Annotated in this window: 22 protein-coding genes; 11 read left to right on the top strand and 11 right to left on the bottom strand. The window is 72.6% G+C overall.

Annotated features, from left to right (window positions below; genetic code table 11):
• Window positions 1-23 precede the first annotated feature (23 nt).
• From BM076_RS27270 to BM076_RS27250, 5 genes are read right to left on the bottom strand one after another with little or no spacing between them, the layout of a single operon-like run.
• The gene (locus tag BM076_RS27270; RefSeq protein ID WP_093716377.1) at window positions 24-1,100 is read right to left on the bottom strand and encodes a serine hydrolase domain-containing protein; all 1,077 of its coding nucleotides are present in this window, start codon (window positions 1,098-1,100) and stop codon (window positions 24-26) included.
• The gene (locus BM076_RS27265) at window positions 1,097-2,023 is read right to left on the bottom strand and encodes a DUF6895 family protein (protein ID WP_093716376.1); all 927 of its coding nucleotides are present in this window, start codon (window positions 2,021-2,023) and stop codon (window positions 1,097-1,099) included. Before BM076_RS27265 ends, BM076_RS27270 begins: the two co-directional genes overlap by 4 nt.
• Window positions 2,023-3,132 carry a DUF6895 family protein gene (locus BM076_RS27260; protein ID WP_322936333.1) on the bottom strand — a complete coding sequence of 370 codons (1,110 nt, stop codon included), beginning with the start codon at window positions 3,130-3,132 and terminating at the stop codon, window positions 2,023-2,025. The genes BM076_RS27265 and BM076_RS27260 overlap by 1 nt, the downstream gene beginning before the upstream one ends.
• The gene (locus BM076_RS27255; protein WP_322936331.1) at window positions 3,129-3,845 is read right to left on the bottom strand and encodes a hypothetical protein; all 717 of its coding nucleotides are present in this window, start codon (window positions 3,843-3,845) and stop codon (window positions 3,129-3,131) included. Before BM076_RS27255 ends, BM076_RS27260 begins: the two co-directional genes overlap by 4 nt.
• 14 nt (window positions 3,846-3,859) lie before the next feature.
• The gene (locus tag BM076_RS27250) at window positions 3,860-4,048 is read right to left on the bottom strand and encodes a hypothetical protein (RefSeq protein WP_093716374.1); all 189 of its coding nucleotides are present in this window, start codon (window positions 4,046-4,048) and stop codon (window positions 3,860-3,862) included.
• Window positions 4,049-4,380: 332 nt separating this feature from the next.
• Between BM076_RS27250 and BM076_RS27245 the strand changes: the two genes are divergently transcribed.
• The 3 genes from BM076_RS27245 to BM076_RS27235 all read left to right on the top strand — a co-directional run bounded on the left by BM076_RS27245 (window position 4,381) and on the right by BM076_RS27235 (window position 8,639).
• Window positions 4,381-6,600, top strand: coding sequence for an NADP-dependent isocitrate dehydrogenase (locus BM076_RS27245; RefSeq protein WP_093716373.1), 2,220 nt, complete (start codon window positions 4,381-4,383; stop codon window positions 6,598-6,600).
• Window positions 6,601-6,732: 132 nt separating this feature from the next.
• The gene (locus tag BM076_RS27240) at window positions 6,733-7,827 is read left to right on the top strand and encodes a Dyp-type peroxidase (RefSeq protein ID WP_093716372.1); all 1,095 of its coding nucleotides are present in this window, start codon (window positions 6,733-6,735) and stop codon (window positions 7,825-7,827) included.
• A complete protein-coding gene (locus BM076_RS27235; protein WP_093716371.1) occupies window positions 7,824-8,639 on the top strand; it encodes a family 1 encapsulin nanocompartment shell protein in 816 nt (271 codons plus the stop codon). The genes BM076_RS27240 and BM076_RS27235 overlap by 4 nt, the downstream gene beginning before the upstream one ends.
• Window positions 8,640-8,697: 58 nt before the next feature.
• Here the strand turns inward: BM076_RS27235 and BM076_RS38340 are convergent, their stop codons facing one another.
• Window positions 8,698-9,018 (bottom strand): hypothetical protein, encoded by a 321-nt coding sequence (locus BM076_RS38340; protein WP_407640721.1) that lies wholly within the window; start codon window positions 9,016-9,018, stop codon window positions 8,698-8,700.
• Window positions 8,958-9,257 (bottom strand): hypothetical protein, encoded by a 300-nt coding sequence (locus BM076_RS38335; protein ID WP_107416992.1) that lies wholly within the window; start codon window positions 9,255-9,257, stop codon window positions 8,958-8,960. Before BM076_RS38335 ends, BM076_RS38340 begins: the two co-directional genes overlap by 61 nt.
• A gap of 201 nt (window positions 9,258-9,458) precedes the next feature.
• On the opposite strand from BM076_RS38335, the gene BM076_RS27225 reads away from it, so the two are divergent.
• From BM076_RS27225 to BM076_RS27215, 3 genes are all read left to right on the top strand, one after another.
• Window positions 9,459-11,021: an MFS transporter gene (locus tag BM076_RS27225; protein ID WP_093716370.1), complete on the top strand. Its 1,563-nt coding sequence runs from the start codon at window positions 9,459-9,461 to the stop codon at window positions 11,019-11,021.
• 206 nt (window positions 11,022-11,227) lie between these two features.
• Window positions 11,228-11,638: a CBS domain-containing protein gene (locus BM076_RS27220; RefSeq protein ID WP_093716369.1), complete on the top strand. Its 411-nt coding sequence runs from the start codon at window positions 11,228-11,230 to the stop codon at window positions 11,636-11,638.
• 36 nt (window positions 11,639-11,674) lie between these two features.
• Window positions 11,675-12,604, top strand: a complete 930-nt coding sequence (locus BM076_RS27215) for a ribonuclease BN (protein ID WP_245796434.1) — start codon at window positions 11,675-11,677, stop codon at window positions 12,602-12,604.
• Between the two features lie 108 nt (window positions 12,605-12,712).
• Here the strand turns inward: BM076_RS27215 and BM076_RS27210 are convergent, their stop codons facing one another.
• From BM076_RS27210 to BM076_RS27200, 3 genes are all read right to left on the bottom strand, one after another.
• Window positions 12,713-14,188, bottom strand: a complete 1,476-nt coding sequence (locus BM076_RS27210) for a DHA2 family efflux MFS transporter permease subunit (RefSeq protein WP_093716368.1) — start codon at window positions 14,186-14,188, stop codon at window positions 12,713-12,715.
• A gap of 240 nt (window positions 14,189-14,428) precedes the next feature.
• Window positions 14,429-15,241 carry an alpha/beta fold hydrolase gene (locus tag BM076_RS27205; RefSeq protein WP_093716367.1) on the bottom strand — a complete coding sequence of 271 codons (813 nt, stop codon included), beginning with the start codon at window positions 15,239-15,241 and terminating at the stop codon, window positions 14,429-14,431.
• Between the two features lie 50 nt (window positions 15,242-15,291).
• Window positions 15,292-15,750, bottom strand: coding sequence for a cupin domain-containing protein (locus BM076_RS27200; RefSeq protein WP_093716366.1), 459 nt, complete (start codon window positions 15,748-15,750; stop codon window positions 15,292-15,294).
• Window positions 15,751-15,897: 147 nt separating this feature from the next.
• Here BM076_RS27200 and BM076_RS27195 point away from each other — a divergent pair, with 147 nt between their 5' ends.
• The 4 genes from BM076_RS27195 (at window position 15,898) to BM076_RS27180 (ending at window position 19,130) form a co-directional block, all read left to right on the top strand.
• Complete coding sequence (locus BM076_RS27195; RefSeq protein WP_093716365.1) at window positions 15,898-16,503, top strand: TetR/AcrR family transcriptional regulator; 606 nt, start codon at window positions 15,898-15,900, stop codon at window positions 16,501-16,503.
• Between the two features lie 161 nt (window positions 16,504-16,664).
• Window positions 16,665-17,525, top strand: a complete 861-nt coding sequence (locus tag BM076_RS27190) for a D-alanyl-D-alanine carboxypeptidase family protein (RefSeq protein WP_245796433.1) — start codon at window positions 16,665-16,667, stop codon at window positions 17,523-17,525.
• Between the two features lie 219 nt (window positions 17,526-17,744).
• The gene (locus tag BM076_RS27185) at window positions 17,745-18,158 is read left to right on the top strand and encodes an ATP-binding protein (RefSeq protein ID WP_093716363.1); all 414 of its coding nucleotides are present in this window, start codon (window positions 17,745-17,747) and stop codon (window positions 18,156-18,158) included.
• Between the two features lie 204 nt (window positions 18,159-18,362).
• On the top strand, window positions 18,363-19,130 hold the full coding sequence (locus tag BM076_RS27180) for a 2,3-bisphosphoglycerate-dependent phosphoglycerate mutase (RefSeq protein ID WP_218160120.1): 768 nt from the start codon (window positions 18,363-18,365) through the stop codon (window positions 19,128-19,130).
• Window positions 19,131-19,421: 291 nt separating this feature from the next.
• Here the strand turns inward: BM076_RS27180 and BM076_RS27175 are convergent, their stop codons facing one another.
• Entirely contained in the window at window positions 19,422-20,045 is a 624-nt protein-coding gene (locus BM076_RS27175; RefSeq protein ID WP_093716362.1) for a type III effector protein, read from the bottom strand.
• Between the two features lie 126 nt (window positions 20,046-20,171).
• Between BM076_RS27175 and BM076_RS27170 the strand changes: the two genes are divergently transcribed.
• Window positions 20,172-20,603, top strand: a complete 432-nt coding sequence (locus tag BM076_RS27170; protein WP_093714564.1) for an Hsp20/alpha crystallin family protein — start codon at window positions 20,172-20,174, stop codon at window positions 20,601-20,603.
• Window positions 20,604-20,639: the final 36 nt, after the last annotated feature.

Here is a 20,639-nt window from a genome sequence, read left to right as displayed (position 1 = left end):
CGGCCCGACGGACGGCCGGTGCGTCAGGCCGGATCGCCGCACAGCTCGTACAGCAGCGCGTACGACGTCGTGACGACGCGGCAGCGGCGGTCGTGCCGGGTGGCGAGTCCGGCGACCGCCGTGCCGGTCGCCGGGTGGTAGCCGAGGAAGGTCTGCTGCCCGAAGGTGGCCCCCGCGTGGAAGAGCAGGGGGCCGCCCGGCGCCGGGTGCTGGTACCAGGTCAGGGTGTGGGTGTGCCGCCGGCCGTATCCGCGGCGCAACTGCGGGACCTGGACATCGCGCAGCGCCGCCTCCAACGCGCTGCCGCCGGGCGAGAGATGGGCCTCGGCATAGGTGAGCAGATCGCCCGGCACGGCCCGCACCCCGCCCGCCGCCGTGAAGGCCGCCATGTCGGTCGGCGGCAGCGGCGTCCGCCCGTCACCCCGGTAGCCGGTGGCCGCGGGGCCGTCACCGGGAATCGGCGGCCCCACCGTCGTCCGGGTGAGACCCAGCGGCGTCAGTACCCGGTCGCGCAGCAGCGTGCCGTAGTCCGTGCCGGTGGCCCGCTCCAGCACCGGGCCGAGCAGCGCGATCCCCAGATTCGAATAGTGCCAGCGGCTGCCGGGTGCGTGCCGGGTGCGGGCACCGGCGAAGGCACGCAGCAGCCGCGCGGTGTCGTAGCCGGCGTAACCGTTGGTGTACGGCCGCAGCAGCGCGCCCGCGACCAGTTCGCGCGGCACCCGGGGCAGGCCCGAGGTGTGCGTCGCCAGATGCCGCAGCGTGATCTCGCGGGCGTACGGGTGGGGGAGCGGCAGGTCCGGCAGGTGCTCGGCCAGCGGGTCGTCGAGTGCGAGCACACCGTCCCGGGCCAGCCCGGCCAGCAGCAGCACGGTGAAGGTCTTGGACAGCGAGCCGAGTTCGTACTGCCGCTGCTCGCGCGGCGTCCCCTGCGGCTGCGGTCCGCTGCCGCCGCCGACCGTCGTGCGCCGGCCGGCGCGGGAGACCGCGAGGACCACATCGGGCGCGTCGACCTCCGCCGCCGCCCGCTCCAGCCGCTCCCGGAACGCGGCGCCGTCCGTCGCGGGACCTGCGTCCGTACGGGACGCCGCCGCGACGCTCATACGGCGGCGTCCGCGGACAGCGCGCGGGAGGTGGCCATCGCGGAGGCGAAGGCGGCCACCAGCGTCGGATGGTGCACCTGGTCGAAGACCTCGGCCGCATTACCGTCCGGCATGCCGCCGCACACCGGCATCGCGCCGTCGCCGGACTGCGCGTCGGCGTACCGCTGCCACATCTGCGCGTCCAGCGCGGGCCGGGGCAGGCAGGCGTCCACGACGAGCAGTTCGCCGAGCAGGTCCCAGTGCCCGAGGTCGGCCCAGTCCTCGGTCCAGGCCGGCAGATAGCGGGTCAGATAGTCGGCGATCGCCGGTGGGATACGGTCCGGCGCCTCGCCCCAGTTGGTGAGGTGGAAGACGGTGTGCGTGAGGTCGTACGCGATGTGGAACTGGACCGTCCAGGGCTCGGGCAACTGGCCGAGCCAGGTGCGCTCCACCGCCAGGTCGAAGTCGCCGCTGGGCACCAGGCCCAGCTTGCGTTCGGCGTTGAGCACGCCGAGGCGGCGGTTGGGCACCATCTCCAGTGCCCGCCAGGAGGCAGTGCGGCGGGCCAGGGCGACCGCGTCCTCCACCCCCGGGTGCCGGTGGCCGAGTTCGAAGAAGGTCGCGTAGATCTCCAACGGCACGGGGGACAACGGCTCTTCGCGCTGGAGGTCGGCCAGCACATTGCCGCCGTCGAGCAGTTCGCGCCAGGTGAAGTCCAACAGCCGCAGCGAACGGTCGCGTTGCCGGGAGCCCGCCACTCCCTCGCGCGACAGCACCCGCATGTTGATGGCCAACTCACCGATCGGCTTGAGCCGTTCGATGACCGAGCCGCTCGTGGCACGGTCGTCGTCGGTGAGCCTGAAATGCTCGCGGTGCTCGTCGAGCCAGGTCAGCGCGCGCTCGCCGACCTGATGCAGGAGCGCGGGGGACGCTGCCGCCGTCATCACGATGCTGCCTCGCTTTCCGGGCCTTCCATGGCGGTGTTCCGAGTGGCCGCGGCGCCGTGCGGTGCCGGGCCGTGCGGCAAGGAGGGGGAGTGCGGTGCGGGGGAGTGCGGCGCCGTGTCCGACCCGTCCGCGGCGCCGATACGGGCCAGGGTCGCCGCGAAGGCCGTCACCAGGGTGGAGTGGTAACAGGCGGTGAAGGCGTCCGCCTCGTCAGGCCCGGGTGGCGGCTCGGTGCCCGACTCGGGCACCGAGCCGTCCGGCGCCTGCGCCGCGGCCAGCCGCCGCCAGGCCGCCGGGTCCTGGACCGGCACCGGAAGGCAGGCGGACACGGCGAGCCACTCGCCCGCCAGGTCCCACAGCTCCTCCTCCAGCCAGCACTCCAGCCAGGACGGCACCCACAGCCGCAGGTATTCGGCGAGGTCCGCGGGCATCCGCTCCCGGGCGCGGCCCCAGTCGGTGAGGTGGAAGACGTCGTGCGTCACGCCGTACGCGGCCTTGCGGTCCAGCGTCCAGGGCTCGGACCGGCAGCCGAGGCCCGTCATGGCCAGCACCTCGGCGAAGTCGGCGTGCTCGGGCAGGCCGATCCGCCGCTCGGCGTTGAGCACGCCGAGGGTGCGGGTGTGGTCCTCGCGCGCCACCCGCCAGCCGCGCAGGCCCGTCGCGGTGCGGATCAGCTCCTCGACCCCCGGATGCCGCAGACCGGTCCTGGCGAAGACCCCGTACAGCTCCACCGGATATGTCGCCCGCGGCTCGCCGCGCAGCAGGTCGCCGAAGAGGGCGCCGCCGCGCGTCTCCTCCCAGGCGAAGGCGAACAGGCCCTCGGCCAGGGTGCGGACGTCGGCGCGCGGATGACGGGTACGGATCAGGTGCGTCAACTCGGCCAATTCGCCCAGCGGTTTGAGGGTCAGATTGGGGTCGGCGTCGGTGGTGACGTCGGCGGGCAGCCGGAAGCAGTCCCGCATACCGTCCAGCCACCGCAGCGCCGAGCCCGCCATCGAGTCCAGCAGGGCGGGATCCAGGCCGTGGACGTCGGCCGTACCCCCGTCGGGGTGTTCGCGAGCGGGCGCCGCGACCGCCGTACCGCCGCGCGGGTCCGCGCCGGTCACGAACCGCGCCCGTAGAAGCGGGCCGCCGCGGCGACATGCAGCGCGACCCGCGGCTGCGTGCCGCTCATCTGACGGACGAACACCAGCCCGCTGTCCAGACCGAGGGTGTCCGGCACGTCCGCCGCGCTCGCCAGCCAGCGGCCGAGCCCGGCCGCCTGGAGCCAGTCGCGGCGCCGGACCGCGCGGACGAAGCCGCGGGCCAGGTCGTCGGTGCGCTCCGCGAGGCCCGCGGCCAGCGGGGTGTCCAGGCCAGGAAGCGCCAGCGACGCCAACTGTGAGGCGCGATGGGCGAGTTTCGGCCACGGATCGGTCGCGGTCCAGGCCGTCGCGGCCGGCGGCTCGGGCGGCCAGCCGTCCGGGTCTGCGGGCAGCAGCGCCCGCGCCGCGGCCAGCAGGCCGCGGTAGCTCCACAGCGACACCTCGGAGGCGTCGGCGCCCGGCGCGAACGCGGTCAGGGCGGCGCGCACCAAAGCGCGGTCCGCCGTCGTCCGGTCCGTGGCGCCGCCGGTCGCGGCGGCGCGGTCCAGTGCGTACGGTGCCAGCGCGTCCGCGCCCAGCACCCGGACGGCGGCCGGGGCCACCGCCTCGTCCGGCGGCAGTACGTCCGACAGCGCATAGGAGCCGCCCCCGCCCCGAAGGGCGAGAGCGACTCCTTGTGCGACGTCGGCGACCACAGCGCTCAGCGGGGAGATCCCCTGGGCCTGCTCAGCCAACGTGACCCCTCAGTTCAGGACGCGTCCGTCTTCGTCGGACGGGGGGTCGGCGGCGAGATCAGCAGCAGACCGGCGAGCAGCAGGCCGCCGCCGCACTCGCGCGTGTCGCGGTAGATGCCCTCGGGTTCCGCGGAGTCCACCAGACCTTCGACCTCGGCGGCGAGAACCGCCGACTCGACCGGGGCAGTGAGTTCCGAGTTCATGGAATCATCTCCTTGTTCGGCTGGATCTTCAGGATGACCGAGGTCCCAACTCACCGCAAACGGTACATATCACTCAGCGTGTCGGATCCCCGTGAAGCCCTTCTCCCACCGCGTGGAAATCATCCGAAATACCTTCTTCCGAACGCGTCCGGCCCGTCCGGAACGGGGACTTGACGCGGAGTCGACGCCTCTCGCGCACCCGGCGCCGTACCGCCGCGGGAGCCGGAGCCCGGCCGGATCCCGTACCGCCGGGGGTGGGGCCGTGCGAGGCACGTGCCGGCCACGGGATATCTTGATGTCAAGCAATGTTGCAGACCTGGACGGAGTGACCGGTGGCTGACTCGACCATCATCTACACGCATACCGACGAGGCGCCTGCTCTGGCGACGTACTCGCTGCTGCCGGTGATCGAGGCCTACGCCTCCACCGCCGGGGTGACCGTCGAGACCCGCGACATCTCGCTGTCGGGACGGATCATCGCCCACTTCCCCGAGTTCCTGCGCGAGGACCAGCGGATCGACGACGCCCTCGCCGAGCTGGGCGAGCTGGCCAAGACGCCGGCCGCGAACATCATCAAGCTGCCGAACGTCTCGGCCTCCATCCCGCAGCTCAAGGCCGCCATCGCCGAGCTCCAGGAGCAGGGCTACGCGCTGCCCGACTACCCGGACGACCCGAAGTCCGACCAGGACAAGGACGTCCGCGCCCGCTACGACAAGGTCAAGGGCAGCGCCGTCAACCCGGTCCTGCGCGAGGGCAACTCCGACCGCCGCGCCCCCGCCTCGGTGAAGAACTACGCCAAGGCCCACCCGCACCGCATGGGTGCCTGGACCCCGCAGTCCAAGACCAATGTGGCCCACATGGACGGCGACGACTTCCGTACGACGGAGAAGTCCGCGGTCATCGCCGAGGCCGGCTCGCTGCGCATCGAGCTGGCCGGGGACGACGGCAGCACCACCGTGCTGCGCGAGTCCGTCCCCGTGCTGGCCGGCGAGGTCGTCGACGCGTCCGTGATGCACGTCGCGGCGCTGCGCGAATTCCTCACCGCCCAGATCGCCCGCGCCAAGGCCGAGGGCGTGCTGTTCTCCGTGCACCTCAAGGCCACCATGATGAAGGTCTCCGACCCGATCATCTTCGGCCACGTCGTGCGCGCCTTCTTCCCGAAGACCTTCGCCGAGTACGGCGCCACGCTCGCCGCGGCCGGCCTCACCCCGAACGACGGCCTCGGCGGCATCCTCAAGGGCGTCGAGGCGCTGCCCGACGGCGCCGCCATCAAGGCGTCCTTCGACGCCGAGCTGGCCGAGGGCCCGGCGCTCGCCATGGTCGACTCCGACCGCGGCATCACCAATCTGCACGTGCCCAGCGACATCATCGTGGACGCCTCCATGCCCGCGATGATCCGCACCTCGGGACACATGTGGGGCCCGGACGGCCAGGAGGCCGACACCCTCGCCGTCATCCCGGACCGCAGCTACGCGGGCATCTACCAGGTCGTCATCGACGACTGCCGCGCGCACGGCGCCTTCGACCCGGCCACCATGGGCTCGGTGCCCAACGTCGGCCTGATGGCGCAGGCCGCCGAGGAGTACGGCAGCCACGACAAGACCTTCGAGATCCCGGTCACCGGCACGGTGCGCGTGGTCGACACCGCGGGCCAGGTCGTCCTGGAGCAGGCCGTCGGCGCCGGCGACATCTTCCGCATGTGCCAGACCAAGGACGTGCCGATCCAGGACTGGGTCAAGCTCGCCGTCTCCCGCGCCCGCGCCACCGGCAGCCCCGCCGTCTTCTGGCTGGACGAGGACCGGGCGCACGACGCCAATCTGATCGCCAAGGTGAAGCAGTACCTGCCCGAGCACGACACCGACGGCCTCGACATCCGGATCCTGACGCCGGAGGACGCCATCGCGTTCTCGCTGGAGCGGATCCGCCGCGGCGAGGACACCATCTCCGTCACCGGCAATGTGCTGCGCGACTACCTGACCGACCTCTTCCCGATCCTGGAGCTTGGCACCAGCGCCAAGATGCTCTCGGTGGTCCCGCTGATCGCCGGCGGCGGCCTGTTCGAGACGGGCGCGGGCGGCTCCGCCCCCAAGCACGTCCAGCAGCTGGTCAAGGAGAACTACCTGCGCTGGGACAGCCTCGGCGAATTCCTCGCCCTCGCCGTCAGCTTCGAGCACCTCGCGCAGAGCACCGGCAACCCGCGGGCGCAGGTCCTCGCCGACACCCTGGACCGGGCGACCGGCACCTTCCTCAACGAGGACAAGTCGCCCAGCCGCCGCCTCGGCGGCATCGACAACCGCGGCAGCCACTTCTACCTGGCCCTGTACTGGGCCCAGGAGCTGGCCGCGCAGACCGACGACAAGGAGCTCGCCGAGGCGTTCGGCGCGCTGGCGGCGACCCTGGCCGAGCAGGAGCGGACCATCGTCGACGAGCTGATCGCGGTCCAGGGCTCGCCGGTCGACCTCGGCGGCTACTACCGGCCCGACACCGCCAAGGCGTCGGCCGCCATGCGGCCCTCGGCGACGTTCAACCAGGCGCTCGCCACCCTGGGCTGACCGACGCGCGTCGCGCGCCCCGGCCGGTCCGACCGGCCGGGGCGCGCGCACGTCACCGCACGCTTTGCGATAGTGGATGTGGCCCGTCGGGTAAGGGGCCGGGTCCGATCCGAGCCGGTTAAGGATGCCTCGATGACACAGGAGAGCGGCGGCCAGAGCGTGCCGCGGCCGACGGCCGAACCACAGGCCGTACTCAGCCCGCTGACCACCGCGGCGATCTTCCTCGTCCTGGACGTGGACGCCGGCGGCGAGGACACCGTGCGCGACCTGCTGGCCGACGTCGCCGGACTGCAGCGCTCGGTCGGCTTCGGATCACCCGAGGGCAGGCTGAGCTGCGTCACCGGTATCGGCGCGCACGCCTGGGACCGGCTCTTCGCCGCGCCGCGCCCGGCCGGACTGCACGTCTTCGAGGAACTGCGCGGAGCCCGGCACCACGCCCCCTCCACCCCCGGCGACCTGCTCTTCCACATCCGGGCCACCCGGATGGACCTGTGCTTCGGCCTGGCCGCCCAGATCATGGACCGGCTGCGCGGCGCGGTCACGCTGCGCGACGAGACGCAGGGCTTCCTCTACCGCGACGCGCGAGATCTGCTCGGCTTCGTCGACGGCACCGAGAATCCGGTCGGCCGCGCGGCGCACGACGCGGTGCTGATCGGCGACGAGGACCCCGAGCACGCGGGCGGCAGCTACGTCATCGTGCAGAAATACCTGCACGACCTGGACGCCTGGAACGCGCTGCCCGTCGAGGAGCAGGAGCGGATCATCGGCCGCCGCAAACTGGACAATGTGGAGCTGGACGAGGACGCCTCGCACGTCGCGCTCAACACCATCACCGAGCCGGACGGCACCGAGCGGCAGATCCTCCGCGACAACATGCCCTTCGGCAGCCCCGGCCGCGGCGAATTCGGCACCTACTTCATCGGCTACGCCCGCACGCCGGACGTCACCGAGCAGATGCTGCGGAACATGTTCCTCGGTCTGCCGCCCGCCACCCACGACCGCATCCTGGACTTCTCCACGGCCGTCACCGGCACCCTGTTCTACGCGCCGTCGGCCGACTTCCTCGACGACCTGCCGGAGCCGCCCGCGTCCGCCGCCGGCGCCACCGCCGCGGACCCGGCTCCCGCGTCCGTACCCGCCCCGGTCCCCGCCCCCGAAGGACCCGTCCCCGCCGTTCCCGACGTCTCGCTGGGCATCGGCGACCTGAAGAGGAGCACCACCTCGTGAACAACCTGCATCGAGAACTGGCCCCCATCTCCGACGCCGCCTGGGCCGACCTGGAGGACGAGGCGCGGCGCACCTTCAAGCGCAATGTGGCGGGACGCCGGCTCGTGGACGTACCCGACGCGGCCGGTTCCGAGCTGGCCGCCGTCGCCACCGGCCACCTGGACTCCGTCGACTCGCCGGCCGACGGCGTCATCGCACACGTCCGCCGCTCGCAGCCGATCGTCGAACTGCGCCTGCCGTTCACCGTCGACCGCCGGCAGGTGGACGACGTCGAGCGCGGCGCCAAGGACGCCGACTGGCAGCCGGTCAAGGACGCGGCCAAGCAGCTCGCCTTCGCCGAGGACCGGGTGATCTTCGAGGGGTACCCGGCCGCCGGCATCCAGGGCATCCGTGCCGCGTCGAGCAACGCGCCGGTCACCCTGCCCGACGACGTCCGCGACTACCCGAACGCCGTCAGCCAGGCGATCACCGAACTGCGGCTCGCGGGCGTCGACGGCGCCTACCACCTGGCGCTCAGCGCCGACGCCTACACCGCGGTCAGCGAGACCTCCGACCACGGCTACCCGATCCACCAGCACCTGGCCCGCCTGCTCGACGGCGACATCATCTGGGCGCCCGCCATCGACGGCGCCTTCCTGCTGGCCGGCCGCGGCGGCGACTTCGAACTGCGCATCGGCCAGGACCTGTCGATCGGCTACCTGTCCCACGACGACACCAGCGTCCGGCTGTACTTCCAGGAGACGCTGACCTTCCTGGTCCACACCTCCGAGGCCGCGGTCGCCCTCAAGTCGGCGCCCACGGTGGCCGTCTGACAGAGCGTCACCCGGCGGGCGGCCGGGGCGTACGCCAACGCCCCCGCCGCCCGGACGGTCAGCGCCGGTCCAGGAACGCCAGCGACTCCTGGAGATTGTGCTCCACGATGCCCAGCATGAAGTCGCGGTCGGGGAAGTCGCCGTCGAGCAGCCGCAGCGGGCCCGCGACCAGCGACAGGCGCATCGCCAACGCGTAGAAGCGCAGCCGCTGTTCGTCCATCCCGTCGCGGCGCAGCGGCGGGTAGTGGTCGGCGAACCTGATGCGCAGGAAGGCGTGCTCCCACTCGACGTCGAAGTACATCAGCCCCTCGATGTCGATCAGCACCGGCCGGCCCCGGTCGTCCACCAGGACGTGGTCGGGGCCGAGTTCGCCGTGCACGACCGGCGCCGCGCCCGGCGGATCGGACCGCCCTGCGGGCTGGCCGGCCAGTAGTTCTCGGCGCTGTCCCAGATGTAGACGATCACGCTCGCGCCGTCGTCCAGGGTGAGCCGGTAGACGCCCTTCTTGCTGCCGCCGCGCAGCCGCGCCACCTCCGTGATCCGCCGCCGCGGCCCGAGCGCCGCCCGCGCGACCCCCGCCAGTCGCTCACGGTCGGCAAAGCTCCGCCGTCCACCCATGTCCCCGCCCCTCATCCCGTCCGGCCGGCCGTGCAGTCTCTCACGCCGCGGGCGGTGGGCCGGTCCGGCAAAAGGCCGGAAGAAGTACGGTTCCCGTCGGATTCCTGGGCACACGCAGGGTGTCAGCGCCGCACCCCCACGACGGCCGGTTGGCCGTCACGGGACGGTGGGACCCACGAAGGAGTCTGCGAGGGAACGGACATGAGCGTCCATACGCATACGCCGTCCAGCCGCGGGGACACCGCACAGGCACCACCGCGCAGATGGCTCGCGCTGACGGTGCTCTGTGTGTCACTGCTGATCGTCACGCTGGACAACACCGTCCTCAACGTGGCCCTGCCGACGCTGGTCACCAGCCTGCACGCGGGACCCAACGACCTCCAGTGGGTGGTCGACGCCTATTCGCTGGTGCTCGGCGGACTGCTGCTCGTGGCGGGCAGCCTCGCCGACCGGGTGGGCCGCAAGCGGGCCTTCTGCGCGGGCCTGGTGGTCTTTGCCGGCGGCTCCGCCTGGGCGGCGTTCTCCGGATCGGTGAACACTCTGATCGCGGCCCGCTGCCTGATGGGCATCGGCGGCGCTCTGATCCTGCCGGCGACGCTGTCGATCATCACCGTGATGTTCCCCGACAACGAAGAGCGGCAGAAGGCGATCGGCTTCTGGTCGGCGACCAGCGGCCTCGGCATCGCACTCGGCCCGATCATCGGCGGCGCCCTGCTCGACCACTTCTGGTGGGGCTCGGTGTTCCTGATCAATCTGCCGATCGCCGCCGTCGGCCTCGCCTGCGCCCTGCCGCTCGTGCCGGACTCCAAGAACCCCGACGCGCGCCGCCCCGACCTGCTCGGCGGCGTCCTGTCCATCGCCGGGCTCGGCGGCATCCTGTGGGCCGTCATCGAGGCGCCCTCGCACGGCTGGGGTTCGGCGGCCGTCCTCGGCATCGGCGGAGGCGGGATCGTCGTCCTCGCCGCCTTCATCGGCTGGGAACTGTGGACCTCCCACCCGATGCTCCGGCTGGAGTTCTTCCGCAAGCGGGCCTTCGCCTCCGCGGTGGCGTGCGTGGCGCCGACCGCGTTCGGCCTGTTCGGAGCGCTGTTCGTGCTCACCCAGCTGCTGCAGTCCGACCTCGGCTACACCCCGCTGCAAGCGGGCGTCCGGCTGCTGCCGACCGCCGGAGCGATCGCCGTCTGCGCCCCGCTGACCACCCTCCTGGTCCGCAGGATCGGTGTGAAGGGCACGGTCACGCTCGGCCTGCTGTGCGTCGCCGGCGGCCTCTTCCAGATCTCCCTGGCGTCCGTATCCTCGGACTACACCGACATCCTGCCCGGCATGATCCTGCTCGGCGTTGGCGCCGGGCTCGTCCTGCCGTCCGCGACCGGATCGGTGATGGGCACGCTGCCCAAGGAGCACACAGGCGTCGGTTCCGCCACCAACGGCACCTTCCTCCAGGTCGGCGGCGCCCTCGGAGTGGCGGTCATCGGCAGCCTGCTCTCCACCCGCTTCAGCGACCGCATGACGACCGGCCTCGCCCCGTACCACCTGCCGCCGTCCGTGCACGGCGCCGTCACCGACTCGATCGGCGGGGCCGAGAGCGCCGCGGCACACCTCGGCGGCCGGCAGGCCGGAATGCTGATGGAGCTGGCCAGGAAATCCTTCGTCAGCGGTATGCACATCGGCTTCGTGACCGGCGCGGCGGTGCTGGCCGTGGCCGCGGTGATCGCCGCGATCACGCTGCCGGGCGGACGTGCCGGACAGCGCCGCGACAAGTGACCGCGACCGGCGGCGCGACCGGCGGGGGCGCCGTGGGCTGGGCGACGGCGAACGACCGCGGCCGGCCGCCGCGGCGTCGGCAGTTCACGGCGCCTGATCGCGGGTAATCGACGGACGGTGAGGGCGTACCCGAGGGACGGAGCGCGCGGCGCGCGGCCCGTTCGGCCGCTGCAGGGAAGGCGGCCCCGGAAGGAGAACCGACGATCATGACCCTGCTCGTGAAGGACGTGATGGCCGCAGGACCCGCCGCGGTCCGGCCGGACGCGTCGCTGGCGGAAGTGGCCCGGCTGATGCGGGAGCAGCGGACCGACGATGTGCTGGTCGCCCACGGCGACGCGCTGCTCGGTGTGGTCAGCGCGCGCGACATCGGGGTGCCCGAGGGCGTGGACCCGCAAGGGGTGAGCGTCGACTCGGTGTGCGGCGCCGACCCCGTCACCGTACGCGCGGACGACCCGGCGGGAGAGGCGTACCGCCTGATGCGCGAGCACGACGTGCGCCGCCTCCCGGTCGTGGACGACGGCAAACCGGTGGGCATCGTCGGCCTCGGCGACCTCACCGGCGGCGGTGACGACGGCCGGGCGGCGGGGGAGTCCGAGGGCGACACGCCCGAGGTCTGAGGGCCGCGGCAGACGGCGGCCGGGGGGGGAGGGGTGATGGTGAATCCGCGGCGGACCCGGGCCGGTGCGACGGCGGAGCGGATCTGGCGGCGCGGCGGCGAACTGGAGTTGCTGCACCGCTCGATGGGCTTCGCCGCGCTCGGCCTGGTCACCCTGATGCCGCTGCTGATCGTGGTCGCGGCGGCCGCGCCCTTCCAGCGCACCGGCTTCGCCCAGTGGGTGGTGGACGGCATGGGTCTGTCCCCGCATCCGGCCGGCGTGGTGCGGCGGCTGTTCGCCACGCCCGGCCGGGTACTGAGCACCACCAGCGCGCTGAGCCTGGCCTCGCTCGCCGTCTTCGGACTGTCCTTCGCGGCGAGCGTGGAGACCGGCTACCGCAAGGTGTGGGATCTGCCCGCAGGGCCGTGGCACAGCGTGTGGCGGCGGGCGGTCTGGCTCGCGGGCCTGACGGCGTATCTGTTCGCCGAGGCGCAGAGCGGCGCCTTCCTCGAACACGGCGCACGGCAGGCCGCCGTACGCATCACCCTCACGCTCGTCTTCGGCGTGCTCTTCTTCTGCTGGGGGCAGCAATTCCTGCTCGGCGGCCTGATCACCTGGCGGGCCGCGCTGCCCGGCGCCGTGCTGACCATGGCCGGACTCGTCGGCCTGCGCGGCTTCTCCTGGCTGGTGTTCTCCCCGCTGATCGTCACCAACGCGGTGACGTACGGCCCGGTCGGCACCGTCCTGATGGTGCAGTGCTGGCTGATCGGCGTCGGCTTCGTCGTCTTCGGCGGCCCGCTGCTCGGCCGCGAATTCCCGTCCGGCCGCGGGTCGTACGACGCGGGCGCGGACGCCGGGCCGGTAGGAGACGCGGAGCCGGCGGGGGAGGAGGCCGGTACGGCCGAGGAGGCGGGAGCGAGTGACGCGGCGGTGCGGGCAGAGGAGCGGGACGACCGCCCCGGCGGGCACCGCCGTACGGTCGCGTGAACGGCACAGGTCCGGCCGCGGCAGGTGCGGCCGGAAACGACCGGTGGGGCCGGGTGGGAAGCGGCATCGCTTCCCACCCGGCCCCACGGTTCCGGAACCCCCGTCGGTTCAGTGCGCGGCGTTCACCGGCTCGGCCGGCTCCCGCTGCTCCCGCACCGTCGGTGAGCCCGCCGCGGCCGTCGCCGCCAGCGCCCGGCGGGTCGGGTTGAACAGCGCCGCGACCGTACCGACCGCGAGTACCGCGGTGCCGACCCACAGGGCCGGGGCGAGGCCGTTCACGAAGTCGGTGGCCGACCGGTAGCCGCCCTGCGAGGCGAAGATCGAGCTGAGTACGGCGATGCCCAGCGCGCCGCCGACCTCGCGCAGCGCGTTGTTGGTCCCCGACGCGATGCCCTGCTCGCTCTCGCGCACCGAACCCATCAGCAGCGCGCTGGACGGCGCGAAGAACAGGCCCATGCCGATACCGCTGATGATCAGCGCGGGAAGCTGCGCCGCGTAGCTGACGTCGGTGGCGACGATCGCCGCGAACCAGCCGAGTCCGACCGCCTGCAGCCCGAGGCCGGCGGCCACGACCACCCGGCCGCCGATCCGGTCGGCGAGGACACCGGCGATCGGCGCGACGACCATCGGCATCCCGGTCCACGGCAGCATCCGCAGGCCGGCCTCGGTGGGCCCGTAGCCGGTGACGGTCTGCATGAACTGGCTCAGCAGGAAGATCGAGCCGAACATCCCGACGTACATCAGGGTGCTGGTCGCGTTGGTCGCCGCGAAGCCGCGGTTGGCGAACATCCGCATCGGGACCATGGGCCGCTCGGCGGTGAAGCCGTGCCGGACGAAGGCCGCCACCAGGACGGCGCCGCCGATCAGCCCGGCGAGCACCCGGGTGCTGGTCCAGCCGTGGTCGTTGGTGCTGACCAGGGCGTAGACGATGCCGAACAGGCCGAGGCTGATCTGCGCCGTGCCGACGAAGTCCAGCCGGGCGTTGGGAGCGGTGGACTCGCGCAGCTTCAGCCGGGCCAGCGGCAGCAGGAGCAGACCGAGCGGGACGTTCAGCCAGAAGATCCAGTGCCAGGAGATGTGCTGGGTGAGGCTGCCGCCGATGAGCGGGCCGCAGGCGACCGCGAGACCGTTGGCCGCGCCCCAGATCCCGAAGGCCATACCGCGCTTCTCCTTGGGCGCCGCCGCCGTCAGCAGCGTCAGGGTGAGCGGCATCATGATGGCGCCGCCCATGCCCTGCACCGCCCGCGCGGCGATCAGCGCGCCGATGCCGGAGGACAGGGCCGCCGCGGCCGAGGCCACGGTGAAGATCGAGATGCCGATCAGGAACATCTTGCGGCGGCCGAAGCGGTCGCCGAGCGCGGCCCCGAACATCAGCAGCACGGCGAAGGTCAGGGTGTACGCGCTGACCGTCCACTCCAGGTCGGACAGCGCGCCGCCCAGGCTCTGCCGGATGGACGGCAGCGCGGTGGTGACGACCAGATTGTCCAGCGCCGCCATGAAGCCCGCGACGCTGGTGATGACCAGGGCCCAGCCGAAGGACGGGGTACTGCGGTCGGACGGGTCGAGCCTTTCGGTGTCGCTCATGGGATTCCCCCTGGGTGAGTCCGCCGGCGCCTCGCCGGCGAGTGGGTTAGTTATTGACCACTAAGTTTCAGTGTCAAAAAAAGTGGCTCGCCCGTGGATCGGGTTCGCCGCCCTGCTCGCACTTCACAAGTTAGTGGTTGATCACTCCCTGCGTCAACCCGTACGGGTCAACCGCCTTCCGCGAAACGCTCCGGCCGGGTGTCCCCGCACCGGGGCCGCCCGGCCGGCCGCTGCCCGCCGTCACACGCGGGCGGAGTGCGCGTCACCGTGGGCCTCGGCGAAGTCCCAGACCACGGGCAGGAATTGCTCGGGCGTCTCGCTCTGCGGCATGTGACCGGTGCCCGGCAGCAGGCGGAATTCGGCGCCCGGTATGGCGGCGGCGTAGGCGCGTCCGTAGCCGGCGTCCACGACCTTGTCGCTCGCGCCCCAGGCGACGAGGACGGGGGCGGTGACCTTCGCCAGCCGGGCCGGGAGGCCGGGGTCGGCCATCTCGTAACTGCCGGAGTAGAGCTGGAGCGTCGCACGGTTCTCGGCGAGGACCGCGCGCTGCGCGTCGGTCAGCGCGCTCGGGTCGAAGTGGAATTTCGACGGGTCGTGGAAGGACAGCCGGGACAGTTCGACCGGGGTCAGTCCGAAGGTGTCGGCGATCGGGTGGCCGGGGACGGGGATGCCCACGGCGTTGACGAGCGTGACGCTGCTGATCCGGTCACTGCCGAGAGCGGCCAGTTCGGCAGCGGTCCAGCCGCCGATCGAATTGCCGACGACGGCGACGTCGCGCAGGTCGAGTACGTCGAGCAGGCGGGCGTAGACCTGGGCGAGGGTCCGGACATCGGTCAGCCAGTCGGGGCGGACGGTGCCGTCGAAGCCGGGGTGGAGCGGGGTGAACACCTGGGCGGGCCGCTGTCCGGCGAGCAGCGCCGCGAAAGGGGTGACGGTCTGCGGGCCGCCGCCTCCGTGCAGCAGCAGGACGGGGCGGCCGTGGTCGCCCTGGACGTCGACGGTCACGTCGAGGCCGCCCCGGTCGAGGGCGACGGTGTGGGTACTGCGGGTCATGGGGCACTCCAGAAAGGGGGAAGGGCCGAACGGGGGAGTGGTACGGGGGGCTACGCGAAGTCGGTGGCGGGCTCGGTGGCGTACCGGCTCATCACGGCAACGGTGGACTCCGGGGTCAGCGGCCGGCCGGCGGCGATCATGGCGCGCAGGTCGCGGAAGTACTGCACGTACAGGTCGGGCGTGAAGGTGTTGAGGATGACCGCCGGGGTGTCGCCGTGGTTGGCGAAGGTGTGCGGGGCGCCGGGCGGGATCATCGCGAGCGAACCGGCCGGGGCCTCGTGGACGGTGTCCCCGACGGTGAAGTGCACGGTGCCGGAGACGACGTAGAAGCCCTCGTCGTGCTCGGCGTGCCGGTGCTGCGGCGGACCCTCGGTGTGCGGGGCGATGGTGATCTCGCCGATCCCGAGGCGGTGGCCGGTGGTGCTGCCGTCTTCCAGGATGCGCATCCGCGTCGGCCCCAGCTGGATCGTCTCGCCGCCCTCGGGTCCCACGACCGACACCTCGTTCATGACCGCCTCCTGCGTACCGTCCGTACCGCTTCGTGAGAACTGACTCTCACAAGAGTAGGGGCGGGATTCGCGTTATGCAAGTCGACTCTCATAACGAGAATCACTGATACGATGCGAGGGAGTCCACGCGAGGAGGAGGACGCGACGATGACGGCGCAGACAGGCACCGGCCGCACCAATCAGAAACTGCGCACCCGTACGGCGATCCTGGCGGCGACCCGCGACCTCATCGGCACCGGCGCCGAGGTGACGATGGCCACCGTGGCGCGCGGCGCCCTGGTGTCGGAGGCCACCGCCTACCGCTACTTCCCCGATCTGTCCTCGCTGATCAGCGAGGCGCTGTCCGGCAGTTGGCCGCCGCCCGCCGAGGCGCTGGCGCCCGTCGCGGACTCCTCCGACGCCGTCGAACGCGTCGCCTTCGCCTGCGAGTACCTGCTGCGCGGAGTCCTCGCCCGGCAGGGCGCCGTACGCGCGATGATCGCCGCCACCGTCACCCGGCCCGAGACCGTACGCGCCCGTCCCGGAATCCGCTTCGGTCTGATCGACCACGCCCTGCTGCCGCTCAAGGACACCCTGGGCGCGGCGGAACCGGCCGCCTTCGCCCAGCTCGAACGCGACCTCGCGGTGACGGTGAGCGCGGAGGCGCTCTTCACCCTCACCGATCTGTGCGGCCTCGACACCGAGACGGCGATCGGGAGTGCGGTGCGCACCGCCACCACCCTGACGGAGGCCGCGGTCCGCCGGGTGGCGTAGCTCCGGGGGGAAAGTGCGGCAGGCGGGTGAATTCGGCTGTCGGCGGCACATCCTTCCGGCCCGTTCGTGCATCCCTTCAACGAGTCGCGGGCTGGGACGCCCGTACCGCGTTGACCGTTGGAGCGTCGAATTTGAAAACCGGTAATCACACCCTGCGCCGTGTGTCGGTGACGGCCGTGACGGCGGCGGCCGTTCTGCTCTCCGGCGCCTTCGCGGCGCCCGCCGGGGCCGCCACCGTGAAGGCGCCCACGATCTCCGCCCGGGGCGGCTTCGTGATGAACGACGGCACCGGACGGACCCTGTTCTCCAAAGCGGCCGACACCCGCCGCTCCACCGGCTCCACCACGAAGATCATGACCGCCCGTGTCGTGCTGGCACAGCGTCACCTCGACCTCGACGCCAAGGTCACCGTCAGCAAGGCGTACCGCGACTACATCACCGCCAAGGGCGCGTCCTCGGCCGGCCTGGTCGTCGGCGACCGGCCGACGGTACGGCAGTTGATGTACGCGATGCTGCTGCCGTCCGGCTGCGACGCGGCCTACGCGCTCGCCGACAGATTCGGCAGCGGGCGCACCCGGGCCGCGCGGGTGAAGTCCTTCATCGGGCGGATGAATTCCACCGCCAGGAGCCTCGGCCTGAAGAACACCCACTTCGACTCCTTCGACGGCATCGGCAACGGCGCGAACTACTCCTCGCCGCGCGACCTGACGAAGATCGCGAGCAGCGCCATGAAATACGCGACCTTCCGGACCGTCGTGAGGACCCGCTCGACCAAACAGCGCGTCCTCACCGCCAAGGGCGGCCACCGCACCATGTCCTGGGCCAACACCGACAAGCTGCTCGGCAGTTACCCCGGCGCCATCGGCGTCAAGACCGGCTCGGGGCCCGTTGCCGGATACTGCCTGGTCTTCGCGGCCACCCGCGGCAAGAAGACCGTCGTCGGCACGGTCCTCGGCGCCCCGAGCCTGGCGAGCCGGACGGCGGACGCCAAGAAGCTGATGGACTACGGCTTCCGCAAGTAACCGCCCGCGCCCCGCGACGGCCGGATGCCGGATCCGGTCTTGGCCCTGGTCCGTACCCCGGACCCGGCCCGGCTGCCGCGGGCCGGTGCGTGGCGCACGTCCGCGCGGGTAGGCGAGCCCCGAACACGGACCGGGAAAGGGAACCCGGTGAGAGGGCGCCGACCGGCGGCGGCGCGTCGTCGACAAGCACGGACCGGCCGGCAGCGGGGAGAGTGCGAGATGTCCGTAAGAGCAGTGGGCTGGGCCCGGTCCTTCCCCGTCACCCATGGCGTCCGGGCGGGCCGCGAGTGGGCGCGCGGCCACCTCGACGCCCTCGGCTGGACCACCGCGGCACCCGACACCGCCGACTCGGTGGTGCTCACCGTCTCCGAACTCGTCGCGAACGCCCATGTGCACGCGCACAGTGACGCCCAGGTCGTCATGGTCTGGGACGGCACCTGCCTGCACCTGAGCGTCAGCGACTCCTCCGATGTGCTGCCCGCCGCGCGCCCGCCCGACGACGAGCGCACCCACGGCCGCGGTATGGCGATCGTCGACAGCCTCGCCGACGCGTGGGAGGCCCACACCCGCCCCGACGGCAAGACCGTCACCGCCGCCTTCCACGCCCCGGACGGCGAGTGCCCGCACGACTGAGCCGCCCGGGGCGTGGAAGGCGGCGAGCCCGCCTCGCCACGGCACGGCGGCGGGTGATCAGATGGTGGCCGGGCCACGGGCCCGCCGCCCGCGCCGACGCCCTGGCGTCGGACGCCGTCCGCAGCAGGAGGTAGCCATGAACAGGCGCGACACCGCGCCCACCGCGACCGGGGCACCGGCGGAGCGCGACGGCGCGACCCGGCGGTGAGTCGCACCGCGGGCCCCGCGCCCGCCACGCTGATCCTGCTCCGGCACGGCCAGAGCCTCGCCAACGCACAGGGCCGCTTCACCGGCTGGACCGACGTACCGCTCACCCCGCGCGGCGAGGACGAAGCGCGCACCGCCGCCCGGCTGTTGGTGCGGGACGGCCTGCGGCCCGACGCCGTGCACACCTCGGTGCTGCGCCGGTCGATCCGCACCGCCGACCTCGTCCTGGCCGAACTCGACCGCGCCTGGCTGCCGGTGCTGCGCACCTGGCGGCTGAACGAGCGTCAGTACGGCGCGCTCGCCGGCCGGCCCAAGAGCGAAGTGCGCCGCGAGGTCGGCGACGACCGCTACCGGGAACTGCGGCGCTCGGTCACCGCCCGGCCCGCCCCCTCGCCGCCCGCCGAACTCGCCCTGCTGCGCGCCGATCCCCGCTACGCCCGGCTGCGCCCGGACGCGATTCCCCCCGCGGAGACCTTCGCCGACGTCGTCGCGCGGATCACCCCCTACTGGACCGACGAACTGGCACCGGCACTGCGCGCGGGCCGCACCGTCCTCGTCGTCGCCCACGGCAACGCCCTGCGCGCGCTGATCGCCGTCCTCGACCGCCTGGACGACGCGGCGGTCGAGCGCCTCAATGTGCCGACCGGCGCCCCCTTGCTGTACGCGCTGACCGGAGACCTGCGGCCCGTGGCGGCCGGCGGCCGCTACCTGGACCCGGTCACCGCCCACGCTGCCGCCGCCGCGGTCGCGGCCGAGGGCCACTGAATCCGGCGTCCCGCTCGACTCGTCCGCCGCCCCTTGTCAGTGGCGCCTGGCCCCATGGCCGCCCATGAACGCCGCATCGGCCGACCGCTCCTGGCTCCGTGACTTCTGGGGCGAGCGCATGTTCGTCGGCGCCGCCGCGGTCCATGAGCTGCGCACTCGCTTCGGAGGTCCGCTCCATCGGGAAGGCAGCACACCCGACCACCTCTTCGACCTCATGCGCCGGACCGTTCGATCTCGGGACCGGCGCGCTACCGGGGGCCCACTTGGACCTGTGCCTTCCGGGTCGAGGTATCAGGGCGGCGTGAGGGCGTCGAGTTGTGCGGCCAGGTCGTGGTGTCCCGCTGTCAGGTGCGGGCGGGCGGCGTTGAGCGGGTGGACCAGCTCGGCGGGGTCGTCGTGGGCGAGGGCGGCCCGGATCCGGCTGAGCGGCAGGCGGGCGGCGGCGGGCAGATCGGTGAGCGCGGTGATCTGGCCGGCGAGGCGGCGCAGGTCGGCCGCGTTGTGGCGGGCCCAGGCGGCGGTGGTGCGTTCGGCGGCGCGGCGGCCCCGGGTGGCCTGGACACGCTGTTCCCCGGTGGTCCCCGCGGGGCCGGGCCGACCGCGCAGATAGCGGCGTTCTGCGGCCTGGCGGCTGGCGACGCCCAGCGGGGAGGCGAGGTCGGCCCAACTGGCGCCCGCGTCCCGGGCGGTCTCGATCAGGCCGTTCTCCCATCCGGCGAGCCGCTCGCGCACCTGCCGCAGCAACAGCAGGGAGGCCAGTGCCTGTTCCGCTCCGGGGCCGGCGGAATCCGGCGCGTCCCGCTGGGCGTCGCGCAGGGCGTCGTCGATGGCGTGCAGGGCCGCCGCGGCGGCCAGGAACGACGCCGGGCTGTGGGCGTTCGTGCCGGTCGCGGGCGGCCGGTCGGCTGTGCTCACGGACCCTCCCTCGTACTGTCATCGTTTGGACGACATCTCGGTTGTCATCCATTGGATGACATGTTACAACAGTGTCCGTGAGGCGCATTGGCAGTAACTGCCTGAACCCACTGGAGGTGTATTCCGATGTTGATGCGCACCGACCCCTTCCGTGAACTGGACCGGCTGGCACAGCAGCTGACGAGTCCCGGGACGTGGACCCGCCCCTCGGCGATGCCGATGGACGCCTACCGCGAGGGCGACGAGTACGTGGTCGCCTTCGACCTCCCCGGCGTTCCCACCGACGCGATCGACGTCGACGTCGAGCGGAACATGCTCACGGTCAGGGCCGAGCGACGGCCCGCGGTCAAGGCCGACGACGTGCAGATGGAGCTGTCCGAGCGGCCGCTGGGTGTCTTCTCCCGGCAGCTCGTGCTCGCCGACACCCTCGACACCGAGCACATCAGGGCCGACTACGACGCGGGCGTGCTGACGCTGCGGATCCCGATCGCCGAGCGCGCCAAGCCCCGCAAGATCTCCATCGGCGCCGGCTCCGGCCGCAAGGAGATCATCGGCTGACCCCGGCCGCAGCAAGAAAGGCGTTGGCCGCCTGCC

This window comes from Actinacidiphila alni, from assembly GCF_900112845.1.
GTDB classification, from domain to species: Bacteria; Actinomycetota; Actinomycetes; order Streptomycetales; family Streptomycetaceae; genus Actinacidiphila; species Actinacidiphila alni.
The sequence above is the reverse complement of the archived record's forward strand: the minus strand, read 5'-3'. Positions and strand labels throughout refer to the sequence as shown.